We start from the raw sequence: 12000 nt of genomic DNA, 5'->3' as shown, positions 1-12000 counted from the left end.
AGTACGATGACCTTAATTCAGTTCAAATTACCTCCTCGTGGTGTATTTCAAAAAATGGGTGAGAGCGATCCTTTGGACTACTACTATAAACCACTTATTGGTAAACTATATGTAGAGCGTATTAATGGTGCGCTTTCCCTCTTAGAAAATCGACAATATCATAAAATCTTAGAGATTGGCTATGGAAGTGGAATTTTAATGCCAACTTTGTGTCGTATTGGTCAAGAAGTTTATGGTGTCGATCTTGATAGCGATCCCCGTATTGTTACTGAGAAGTTAAAACCGTTAAATTGTCATCCTATTTTGAGTAAAGGCATTACAGATTGTCTCGTATTTGATAAGAGTTCTTTCGATCTTGTGGTTGCGATTTCAGTGCTAGAACATATCAAGGAAATTGAAGACTTTATGCAAGAAATTTCGCGCATTATTCAACCGGGTGGTTTTTTACTGGTGGGAATGCCGAGAGTAGATAAAGCTATGAATTATCTTTTTAAAGCCATTGGTTTCTCGGTCATTGAAGATCATCATGTCACCACTCCAGAAGATATGCTGATTGCATCATCTTCATGTTTTGAACAGATTGCTCAATCTCAATTACCCAATTTTTTACCATCTAGCATTTATTTGTACAAATCATTTTTACTTAGAAAAAAATGATTTTTTAATCTATTTTTTTCTATAATTATTGAACATAATGAACAAAAAACGCGGTTTCAAAAATCCTATCCAACAATTAGAAAAATGGAGAAAACGTAACCTTTATTATTATCAGGATTTGCAGAACTTTTATCGCTTTCTAGTAGAACCGCGATCGCGGGTTTTTGAAGTCGGTTCTGGTTTGGGTTATCTCCTCAATGCTGTTGAACCTGAATCGTCATTAGGGATCGATCTCAATCCGATTGCCATAGAAATTTCTCAATCTAAATTTCCGGATTTGGATTTTCAACGTGAAGATGGAGAAGAATTTATTGCTTCAGAAATCTTTGATTACGTGTTAATGGCGAATACTCTTAGTTATTTACAGAATATTCAAAAAGCCTTTCATAATGTTCGTAAAGTCTGTAATCATTCTACTCGTTTGATTATTACTTTTCATAATCCAGCTTGGGAACCTATACTAAAATTTGCTACTGCGATCGGGCAAAGAATGCCTCTTCCACCTCTTAATTGGCTAAACCGGGAAGATATTGAAAACTTACTTCATTTAGAAGGATTTGAGACTGTTTCCCATCGCAAAAGACTGTTGTTTCCCAAACGCTTTCCTCCCATTTCTTGGTTCCTCAATCGAGTTATCGCTCCTCTTCCCCTCTTTAACCAACTTTGTTTAACAGAATATATCATTGCTAGGGTACAAACCAATAATGTAGAAGCCGATCGCAATATCCAAGAAAAAACCTGTTCTGTGATTATTCCCGCACGCAATGAAGCCGGAAATATCGAACGTTGTATTGTTGAAATGCCTCGACTTGGCAAACATACCGAAATCATTTTTATTGAAGGTCATTCAAAGGATAATACATGGGAAGAAATTCAGCGTATTAAAGAAAAATACGATCGGGAATGGGATATTAAAATTTGTCAGCAAACGGGAAAAGGGAAAGGAGATGCCGTGCGTCTGGGTTTTTCAATAGCAACTGGAGATGTTTTAATGATATTAGACTCCGATTTGACAGTTAGACCCATAGATTTAGTTTATTTCTTTAAAGCTGTTGCCTCGGGTCAAGGGGAAATGGCCAATGGATGTCGATTAGTATATCCCATTCCTAAAAAAGAAATGCCTTGGTTAAACCGCATGGCAAATCGCTTTTTTGCTTGGTTGCTTTCCTATTTATTAAATACAAAAATAAAAGATTCTCTCTGCGGAACAAAGGCGATTTCTCGAGAAAATTATCAGCGTCTTGCTGCAAATCGTGACTATTTCGGCGATTTCGATCCCTTTGGTGATTTTGATTTGCTTTTTGGGGCAGCTAAATTAGGATTGAAAATTACAGATATTCCTGTCAGATACGTTCCAAGGACTTATGGTAGTTCTAATATTCAGCATTTTAAAGAAGGTATTGTTTTACTGAAGATGTGTCTTTATGCCGCACAGAAAATGAAGTTTATTTGATGATGATATCCTACCAATCTTAGATAGAATAACATTAGAACTTACTGTAAATCAAGTGTTAAACTGGCTCAAAATAGGAATTTAGCCAGATACAAACAATCCTCCGATCGAACTTTTTTTTATGCCTTCTTCCTCCGACAAAATCCGCGTCATGCGAATTATCGCCCGTCTCAATGTCGGCGGTCCGGCGCGTCATGTGGTTTTATTGAATTCTAGTTTAGATAACTCCCATTATCAAAATCTCCTCGTCACAGGCATTGAAGGAGTGCGCGAAGGGAGTATGAAAGACTTAGTAGAAACTCATAAATTAGAGATAGAAATTATTCCCGAACTCGGACGCGAAATTGCCCTTAAAAATGATCTATTCGTACTTTGGAAACTCTATCACCTTATGCGCCGATATCGCCCGCATATCGTCCATACTCACACCGCTAAAGCTGGACTGGTGGGACGCATTGCGGCGAAATTAGCAGGAGTTCCCATTATCCTGCATACCTTTCACGGTCACGTTTTTCACGGCTACTTTAGTCCCGCTAAAACGAAACTATTTATTATTCTGGAAAAATTTTGCGCGATCTTAAGCGATCGCATCATCACCATCAGCGATCGCCTCAAAGAGGAAATAGCCGCCTATGGAGTCGCCCCCCTCGATAAAATCGAAATCGTACCCCTCGGCTTCGATCTGTCCCTCTTTGCCGCTCAAACCCGCCATTCAGGAAACTTTCGTGCCTCTATTGGTATCCCCTCTGAAGGCAAACTCATCGCCGCCGTGGGTCGCCTTGTCCCCATCAAAAATATTCCCCTCCTCCTCGAAGCTGTTGCGATCGCCCGTCAAAGTGACCCAACAATTTATCTTGCCCTCATTGGCGATGGGGAACTGCGATCGCACCTTGAAAGTCTAGCCCAGGAACTGGGTATCGCTGAAGCCGTTATTTTCACGGGCTGGCGACAAGATCTGCCCCAAATTTACGCCGATCTCGATGCTGTTATTATTTCCTCTGATAACGAAGGAACCCCCGCCTCTCTCATCGAAGCAATGGCCACAGGATGTCCCGCGATCGCCACTCATGTCGGGGGAGTCCCCGATCTCGTTACTCCCGAGAGAGGCACAATTGTAAAACCCAAAGATCCTCAACACCTTGCCTGTGCCATCCTTGACTTGTGGCAAAATCCCGAACGAACCCAGCATCTCGCTGTAAATGCCCGAGAATATGTCCTGAAAACTTACAATTCTCAGCGATTAGTTAGGGATATTGCCCAACTTTATGAAAAACTGATGGAATTCCCCCATTAGAATTTCTTGGCGATCGGGAGAATTTTTCTATCCAAACCCCGTATTATTGACCCCCAAAAATATTGTGAAGGCAAACCTAATCCTAACCCTGACCGTTCTCCTCTCTGGTTTTATCTCTCTCATTAGCACTTATTCCATTAGAAGTGCCGCTTTGCACTTTAATTGGTTGGATCGACCAGGGGGAGGAAAAATTCACGCGAATCCCGTTCCTTTACTAGGCGGAGTGGGCATTTATGTGGGTTTTCTGATTGCTTTCTTGATCACCAACTCTCAAACTATTTTGCAACAAAGTAGCGCTATTCTTGCCGGATCGACCCTCATCACCATTACCGGACTTTACGATGACTTGCGGGGTATGAAACCTTTACCCAAACTCGTCGCCCAAATTTTAGCAGCAGGGGCATTGATTAACGGGGGAATTTACGCCCAAGTCACGGGAATTTATTTATTGGATTTAGCCATTACTATTTTTTGGGTGGTGGGGATTTGTAATGCCCAAAACTTATTGGACAATATGGACGGTCTTTCGGCTGGTGTAGCCGCGATCGCCTGTTTCTTTTTCACCCTTCTTGCTGTTTCTCAGGGTCAAGTGATTATTGCAGCAGTCTCGGCAGCACTTTTAGGGGCGACTCTGGGATTTTTACGCTTTAATTGGCATCCTGCTACGATTTTTATGGGGGATACAGGGAGTCTTTTATTGGGTTTTCTCTTAGCTTCTTTAGGGATTCAATTGCGATTTCCCGGCGATCTCATTCTGAGAACTTGGATGATTCCTATTCTTGTTCTTGCAGTACCTATTTTTGATACCACCCTTGTCAGTATTTCTCGCCTGCGTCGTGGGTTGCGTCTCACGGATGGCGGTAGAGATCACGTTTCCCATCGCTTGCGAAAAATGGGGTTGGGCGTTCGTCAGTCTGTTGGGGCGATCTATTTCGCAAGTATTTTTTGCGGTACTCTTGCCCTACCGATCGCCCTGATTCATAATACAGGACTAGCTTATATTCTTACCGCGATCGTCGTTTTCATAGGATTAGCATTACTTTTTATCTTAGAACGGGTCGATCTTTCCGATACGGGACAACCCCAAAGACAGTAAATAACGATCGGCGATCGGTTATCAGCGAACTATGCTTAACAAAACAACAATTACCAATAATCAACCCCTCGATTGCGATCGAAGCAAGCAACCTATCACTAAAATTGCTGTACTTGGATTGGGATATGTTGGTCTACCTGTTGCTTTAGCTTTTGCAAGAAAATTTGCCAATACTGTTGGCTTTGATATTAATAGTCGGCGCGTCGATGAATTAAATGCAGGGGTAGATAGTACCGGAGAAAGCGATCGCCAAACCTTAAAGCAAACTACCCTCAAAATCACTGACAATCTCAAGGATATCGCTGCAAGTAATTTTTATATTGTTGCTGTACCCACTCCGGTTGATAAAAATCATCAACCGGATTTAACGCCTTTAATTAAAGCCTCCCAAACCCTCGGTAAAATACTCAAAATAGGCGATATTATTGTCTATGAATCAACGGTTTATCCTGGGGTAACGGAAGAAATTTGCGGGTCGATTTTGGCGCAAATTTCAGGCTTGCAGCAAGGTCGAGATTTTAAATTGGGATATTCCCCAGAACGCATTAATCCAGGGGATAAAAATCACACTTTAGAGAAGATTGTTAAAGTTGTCTCGGGAGAAGATAAGGAAACTTGCGATCGCATTGCTGAAATTTATGGTGCTATTATCGAGGCAGGCGTTTATTGCGCCCCTTCGATTAAAGTGGCAGAAGCAGCTAAAGTGATTGAGAATATTCAACGAGATATTAATATTGCCCTAATGAACGAACTGGCGATTATTTTCGATCGCCTCAATATTCGCACTTCTGATGTCCTTGCTGCGGCCAGAACCAAGTGGAATTTTCTTCCTTTTACGCCTGGTTTAGTCGGGGGGCATTGTATCGGCGTAGACCCCTATTATCTCACCACAAAAGCAGAAGAATTGGGCTATCATCCCCAAGTGATTTTAGCGGGACGACGAATTAATGACGGCATGGGAACGTTTTTGGCACAACGATTAATTAAACTTTTGGTTGCGGCTAATCGTCCCATTCGTGATGCTAAAGTTGGGATTTTCGGCATTACTTTTAAAGAAAATGTGTCCGATCTTCGCAACAGTCGCGTTCCCGATCTTGTTACTGAACTATGGCAATTTGGTATTTCTCCCCTCGTTCACGATCCTTATGCCGATCGCGAAGCCACAAAAGCAGAGTACGATATTGCCTTAGTGGATTGGGAAGATTTGTTAGTATTAGATGCAATTATTCTCGCTGTTCCCCATCAATTTTATCTATCTCTTCCTCTCGAAAAACTCCTGATCGCTTTGCATTCTCAGGGGGTATTTATGGATGTAAAATCGGCGATCGCCCCCGAAACTCTACCCCAAACAATTTCTTATTGGAGTTTATAAAAAACCAAAAAGCAGGAAGAATATATCCTTCCTACTTTTTAAACTCAGAAAATTCTCTGTTAAATTTTCTTGTTCAACCTCCAGCTTGAATTGTTTCTTGTTCCTTTAATTCCAATAGTTCGGGAACTGTTACAAATTCATACCCTTGTTCTTTTAATTTGGCAATAATTTGTGGTAAAGCAGAAACAGTCTTGGTGCGATCGCCGCCACCATCGTGAAATAAAACAATTCCCCCAGGAGTCGCTTGACTTAATACCCGTTTGGTCATGCCTAGACTAGATTCATAATAATCCTTGGAGTCTACCGACCACATCACAATTATCTGACCTTTTTTGGCAGCATAGCCAGCCATACCATTATTAAGATAGCCTCCAGGGGGGCGAAATAAGTGACTTTTTACCCCGGTTGTTTTCTCAATCCACGCGGAAGTATTATCAATTTGGGCGGCTGCCCCTGCTGGTGATTGCATCCCATAGGGGTGACTCCAACTGTGATTGGCGAGGGCGTGACCTTTCAGGTGAACTCGTTTCGCTTGTTCGGGGTATTCTCTCACATTTTTTCCTAACAAAAAAAACGTTGCCTTGATATTGTGATGATCGAGAATATACAAAACATCGTTCGTGAACTTTTCTGAGGGACCATCATCAAAAGTTAAGGCAATAACTTTACGATCGCCCTGCAACTTGACACTGCGAATGGTTTTGCCTTGAAACTGTTTGGGAAGAGAAAAATCCGCAAGTTTCTCCAATCGCTTCATTTCTGTAATGTTTTGTGCTGCCAAAGTTGGTAATTGCCCCAAACCCAGACTGAGTCCGCCAACCTGGGAGGAAGCACTATTGGCAACGTATTCATGGGCAGCGCGTCCTGCGGGAATGCTCAATCCCGCCATAAAACTTAAAGTAGCAGCGCCCAACGCAACACCCAATTTACGCTTGAGCAATTGACGTTTTAGGGGGGGGCGTTGCCGTTTAACTAAATTGTTGTTGTTATTGGAATTCAGCTTGTGTGTGCTCACGCCTTCAGTTGTCCCAAAAGATAGGTTGTGGCAAAAAAAGAAAACTTTATAGGGTTTTCTTATGATACTATTTTGTGTTCGAGTTTAAACCAGTTAATTTGAAGCAGCCACAAATTTTGTCTTCTCAAAGCCGGAGCAAAAAAGAACAATATCATTTTAACTTGTGACTTTTAATATTTTACTAGCTAACTCTATCGATCTTTTTGCACCACATCCAAATGATATCCGGAATATTCTCTAGTATCCTTAAAATTTAGTAAAACTATCCAAAGGAAAAAAGTGTTGGCAAAGCGATCGCCGCTTCAAGGACAGTATTGTAAAATTTTTTGAATGACCTGTTCGATGGTTAACCCGTCGGTTTGGACTTCGATCGCATCGGAGGCTTGGCGAAGGGGGGACATTTTGCGGGTGCTATCGAGGCGATCGCGTTCGCGAATTTGCGCTTCTAGTTCTTCTTGAAAAACTAACCCATAGCCTCGATCCTTCAAGTCCTGCAAGCGCCGTCTGGCACGTTCTGGCACGGAAGCGGTTAAAAAGATTTTCACTTCAGCATCGGGAAATACATGAGTCCCAATATCGCGACCTTCCGCCACCAAACCTCCTTTTTCTCCCCAATGGCGCTGTTGTTCGACCAAATGATGACGGACGGCGGGATGTTTGGCGACGGCGGATACATTGGCCGTAACTTCGGGAGAACGAATTATCTCGGTAACATCTTGGTCATTAATATAAACTTTTTGACCGTCCTCGCCTTCGGTTTGGATGAATTTAAGCGACGATCGCGCTGCCAATTCTGCGATCGCCGCTTCGTCTTCCACGGAAACCCTCGCCTCTAAAACCCGCCAGGTTAGGGCGCGATACATGGCTCCCGTATCGAGATAAATATGCCCCAATTGACGGGCAATGCGTTTAGCAGCAGTGGATTTACCCACCCCCGCCGGTCCGTCAATGGCGATAATAGGTTGGCGGTGGCGCAAAATAATATTATCAATCAGGCGGGTTTCTCCCACTCGGGCGGCGATCGCTAATAGTCCTGATTCTTCTACTTTCTTTAAAGGTTCTAATGTCATAGGATGAACACATTCCACATACTCAACGCGAACATTGTTTTCTAGCGCTAATTCTCGAGTGGCAATATCGAGCAAAACTTGCCCTTGCACTTCTCCAGCTTGAAAAGCCTCTCGTGCCTTTTGCAAACTGCGAAATAATACCCTTGCTTGTTCTCGTTGGGTGGGACTTAAATATTGATTGCGGGAACTATAGGCTAAACCAGAGTTTTCCCGTGCGATGGCACAGGGGCGAATCTCAACTGGAAGGCATAAATCTTTCACTAAACGCCGAATAATCGCCAGTTGTTGAGCGTCTTTCTCACCAAAATAGGCTCGAGTCGGTTGCACGATCTGTAACAATTTAACAACAATAGTGGCAACTCCGAGAAAATGTCCAGGTCTAGATGCGCCGCACAACCCCGAAATCATTGAGGCAGGAGGGAAAACTCTGGTGAGATTTTCTGGGCTATCTCCTTCGGTTCCCATTTCGATCGCAGAGGGAGCAAAAACTGCATCAATTCCAAGGCGATCGCACAGTTGGAGATCGGCTTCCAAAGTGCGAGGATACTGGTCTAAATCTTCGGTGGGGGCAAATTGAAGGGGATTAACAAAAATACTCGCCACAACAATATCATTGTCCTCGCGAGCCATTTCTAGCAAGCGCTGATGTCCCGGATGCAATGCACCCATTGTCGGGACGAGGCCAATCACTCGTTTTTGCCAATACCGACTCAAATAGGCTCTTAAGCCAACAATTGTCTGAAACAGATGCACTTTACAATTATCGATTATCAATTATTAATGAACTTATAGTAATTGATAATCGATAATCACCCGTCATTTATTGACCTAAGATTTCGACTTTAACGGGAGCGACACCACTTCCCAGCATACCAAGTGAACTCGCGGCAGCACGGGATAGGTCAATGATACGACCGCGAACGAAGGGTCCGCGATCGTTGATGCGAACAATGGCTGTCTGACCGTTATTCAAATTCGTGACCCGGACTTGCGTGCCGAAAGGTAGCGTTTTGTGAGCCGCCGTCATCGCGTTTTGGTTATAGCGTTCGCCACTGGCACTGCGTCGTCCGTGAAAATAACCACCATACCAAGAAGCCATGCCGCGTTGTTCCGATTGCACGCTGTAATTGCGGGTGGGAGCAGCATAAGCGATAGAGCGAGGACGGGTTTCAATATCCGCGATCGCTAATGAAGGCGCTCCTCCGGTCAAACGCCGTAATTTATTCACGATTTGCAAAGTGTCTCGCTCCCAATTATTGGTACTGTTGAGCAAAATTGCCGTGTCATCCACGGTAAACAGTTCTGTTTCGTCAACATGGACGACATAGGTTTTCCGTTCTGCATTCCAAGTGGCGGTAATCTTGGCTGCATCTTTGACACTGAGGCGATCGATTTTTTCCGCCGCTAGGGTAGCTCGCCAGAGGGGATCTTCTTCAGATTCGACGACGCTAGAAACGAGGCCTTCACGAATTTGAGCGGGTGTTACCACACCAATATCTTCACCGAGGGATTTATTACTTTCTGCTGACTCTTCCTTGGTGGTTTCCAAGAATGTGATGAGAGGAAGACGATGGACGTAGAGGGTTGCGGCGGGAGTTTCGTCTTTTAAATGGGGATAAATGCTGGTAATTGCACGGCTAGGAATGTTGGTTTCTGAAGAATTGGTAGCCGGTGCAGCGACAACCTCATCTGGGCTTCCTTCGCGATTTTGCGGTGCTGATTGGTTGAGAGAAGAAATATCTCTAATTTCGGCGCTTTGGGTTTCCGTTACTTCTGTCGTGTTGGCGATGGCCGCGCCAGAAGTGGCAATGAGTACGGTAGCAATGGAGCTACCCAACAGTTTGTAATTCATACGCTTTTTAGTTGCTGGTCGTTAAGGTAATAGTCGTCGAACTTGATTTAGCCCCTGATGTCGTGACTCATTATTAAGAACTGCAACAGACTAACACGAAGTTTTACTTTGCGGATCTCTCGGTGGCGATCGCGTTTCTGCTCGATTGGGACGGCAAAATTGCTGAAGTTCCCCTCGGCCATGCGATTGAACCGCCTTTCTTTATAAATTTTTGTTAAGAATTTTGAATTTCTCGGGGGTAAAGGATAAGTAAAGATGACTACCGGAAGATTTTAGATTTCGCGATCGCTATTAGGAGATATTAGGACAAAATCCCCATAACAAAATCCCCATAACACAAATTATTTTGTAGATCGTGTTATGGAGATTGTATTTTAGAACGGGACTGACGGGGCTCGAACCCGCAACTTCCGCCGTGACAGGGCGGTGCTCTAACCAATTGAACTACAGTCCCATTTTATTTCTCAGTTTTGTCTCTCGTTCTTTCTTAGCGCATATTTACTAAGTTTTATTTTTTGAGACAAGATTCATTATATCTACATCTTATCCCTTTTGTCAATACATTGGGGAAAATTTTATTTTGGCCAGAGATAGCGTGGTACATAAGCTGAGAGAAATTCGCATCACAGGTCCCTATAAGAGGAAGAATTGCGCCAAAATTGCTCGAACCATGTTTTGAGGTGATAGGTTGCGCGGCAATCATCCTCATTGTAACGAAGAATCGTCTCTAAGGCAGAGCGATCGCCGCCTTTTAACCAGTTATCGTATAAACAAACAACGCGATCGCCAGCAACTTCGCTATCTCGCCAAGTAAATCCCAACCAATTCGCCAAAGATTTGAGAGAATAACTTTCCACGGGTAAGATTACTGTTTCAGTCACCCAATGATGAATATCGACGAAGCGGGAGAGAATATCTTTAAGAGGAAAAGGAGTATTTTTGTATAGCTTTGTCAAGCGTTTGAAAGTTTCCACTTCATAGTCTGAAAAATGGAAAATCGGCGCATGAGGATAACGAGCAACTAGAGCCAAAAATTGCTGCCAAACAAATCCTTCTTCTTCTGGTTTTTCTGCTAAAAAACTATAAAATTTCTCGGTTTTGCTGTGATGATTAACACAAAGTACACCAAATAAATAGTCAACATTGCGATCGGGTTGAGCCTCGAGATCGAAGTAGAGTTCAACAGAAGCGGAAGGGAAAGTATTATAAGATTGGTCAGTGCCGATCGGACGGAGAAAAGGGCGATTTGACTGCAGCGATCGCGCTTGTAGTTGCAATTGAGCGACTATCTCTGGCTCAATCAGTTTTGCATCAACAGATAAATCGAGAGTAGCAAGGGCTTCTAAAGTATTAACATTAATAGTTTGTAAGGCTTCGTAGCGGCTAGGAGTGACACCAGGGACTAGAGAAAGGTGATTTTGGTCGCGGGCGATCGCATGACAATAATCGCTCCAATGGCACAAACTACAACGCTGACGAGAAATAAACACCTCGGGTTCATCGCGATCGAGAAGCATTTTCCTACAGTTTTGTAGAACTTCTAGCATACGAGGAATACCCATTGCAAGATCGACACAATAAGGATTTTTGCCTCGTAAAAGTAATTTTGCGTGGGGGGGGGATATTCCTTGTATTCCCATGAGAAGATAGGCATGAAATGCGGCGATCGTTTTATATTCGGGTTTGGCACGCTTACCTAATTTGACATTAACCGGAATATACAACCAATCTCCCCAGATTGAGGAACCGGGATACTTGATTAAAAATGTTGGTTTTCCTAAATAATCGAGAGAAGATGCTGACAAATCTTCGCTATTTTCCGTATTTTGTATTTTCTCGCGATCGCCTTTAACAAACAGAATGCCGCGATAAATCAATTCAACTCCTTCTGCCATTAAAATCCGAGTTTGGTGTCCCCCTTCTTGCCAATCTCGCCTTTCAAATTGAGGTTGTGCATACGTCCTTCCCGCCAAAATTTCCTGAATTTTTTGTTGATTCTCTTCCCGCAATTTGAGAAGAAAATCTCGTGGGGGTTGTTGATGAGCGCGATCGCCATAAATATTTAAAAACGTGCGTCGCTGACAGCGCTTATAATCCAAGAGTAAATCATCGGTCAATAACATAAACTGAGGTTGGGGAGATTTGAACGCGTCAGCAATTAAATTAAAAATAATAGTGGGGAATTCGATCT

At 43.1% G+C, this 12000-nt stretch carries 9 protein-coding genes and 1 tRNA gene; 5 read left to right on the top strand and 5 right to left on the bottom strand.

The features are described from left to right. Window positions 1-6: 6 nt before the first annotated feature. From VB714_RS17475 to VB714_RS17455, 5 genes are all read left to right on the top strand, one after another. On the top strand, window positions 7-657 hold the full coding sequence (locus VB714_RS17475) for a class I SAM-dependent methyltransferase (RefSeq protein ID WP_323225925.1): 651 nt from the start codon (window positions 7-9) through the stop codon (window positions 655-657). A 37-nt stretch (window positions 658-694) separates the two neighbouring features. Next, window positions 695-2110 carry a glycosyltransferase gene (locus VB714_RS17470; protein ID WP_323225924.1) on the top strand — a complete coding sequence of 472 codons (1416 nt, stop codon included), beginning with the start codon at window positions 695-697 and terminating at the stop codon, window positions 2108-2110. A gap of 121 nt (window positions 2111-2231) precedes the next feature. Further along, a complete protein-coding gene (locus VB714_RS17465) occupies window positions 2232-3404 on the top strand; it encodes a glycosyltransferase family 4 protein (RefSeq protein WP_323225923.1) in 1173 nt (390 codons plus the stop codon). A 64-nt stretch (window positions 3405-3468) separates the two neighbouring features. Continuing rightward, a complete protein-coding gene (locus tag VB714_RS17460; RefSeq protein WP_323225922.1) occupies window positions 3469-4500 on the top strand; it encodes an MraY family glycosyltransferase in 1032 nt (343 codons plus the stop codon). Window positions 4501-4531: 31 nt separating this feature from the next. Continuing rightward, the gene (locus VB714_RS17455; RefSeq protein ID WP_323225921.1) at window positions 4532-5872 is read left to right on the top strand and encodes a nucleotide sugar dehydrogenase; all 1341 of its coding nucleotides are present in this window, start codon (window positions 4532-4534) and stop codon (window positions 5870-5872) included. A gap of 73 nt (window positions 5873-5945) precedes the next feature. Here VB714_RS17455 and VB714_RS17450 read toward each other — a convergent pair whose 3' ends face one another. The 5 genes from VB714_RS17450 to VB714_RS17430 form a co-directional block, all read right to left on the bottom strand. Next, the gene (locus VB714_RS17450; protein ID WP_323225920.1) at window positions 5946-6887 is read right to left on the bottom strand and encodes a polysaccharide deacetylase family protein; all 942 of its coding nucleotides are present in this window, start codon (window positions 6885-6887) and stop codon (window positions 5946-5948) included. A gap of 302 nt (window positions 6888-7189) precedes the next feature. Then, window positions 7190-8710 (bottom strand): bifunctional pantoate--beta-alanine ligase/(d)CMP kinase, encoded by a 1521-nt coding sequence (locus VB714_RS17445; RefSeq protein WP_323225919.1) that lies wholly within the window; start codon window positions 8708-8710, stop codon window positions 7190-7192. A 67-nt stretch (window positions 8711-8777) separates the two neighbouring features. After that, window positions 8778-9809, bottom strand: coding sequence for a septal ring lytic transglycosylase RlpA family protein (locus tag VB714_RS17440; RefSeq protein ID WP_323225918.1), 1032 nt, complete (start codon window positions 9807-9809; stop codon window positions 8778-8780). A 380-nt stretch (window positions 9810-10189) separates the two neighbouring features. Beyond that, window positions 10190-10263: transfer RNA gene (locus VB714_RS17435), tRNA-Asp, on the bottom strand. A gap of 169 nt (window positions 10264-10432) precedes the next feature. Further along, window positions 10433-12000: TM0106 family RecB-like putative nuclease (locus VB714_RS17430; RefSeq protein WP_323225917.1), on the bottom strand; the 1568-nt coding region annotated here is incomplete at its 5' end.

Source organism: Spirulina sp. 06S082 (genome assembly GCF_034932145.1).
In the GTDB taxonomy this organism is placed as follows: domain Bacteria; phylum Cyanobacteriota; class Cyanobacteriia; order Cyanobacteriales; family Spirulinaceae; genus CCY15215.
This window is presented reverse-complemented; position numbering and strand designations above follow the sequence as displayed.

Excerpts from the sequence above, each read along its gene's own strand:
- VB714_RS17440 (WP_323225918.1), bottom strand. The coding sequence starts at position 9,809 with ATGAATTACAAACTGTTGGGTAGCTCCATTGCTACCGTACTCATTGCC.
- VB714_RS17470 (WP_323225924.1), top strand. The coding sequence starts at position 695 with ATGAACAAAAAACGCGGTTTCAAAAATCCTATCCAACAATTAGAAAAA.
- VB714_RS17475 (WP_323225925.1), top strand. The coding sequence starts at position 7 with ATGACCTTAATTCAGTTCAAATTACCTCCTCGTGGTGTATTTCAAAAA.
- VB714_RS17465 (WP_323225923.1), top strand. The coding sequence starts at position 2,232 with ATGCCTTCTTCCTCCGACAAAATCCGCGTCATGCGAATTATCGCCCGT.
- VB714_RS17455 (WP_323225921.1), top strand. The coding sequence starts at position 4,532 with ATGCTTAACAAAACAACAATTACCAATAATCAACCCCTCGATTGCGAT.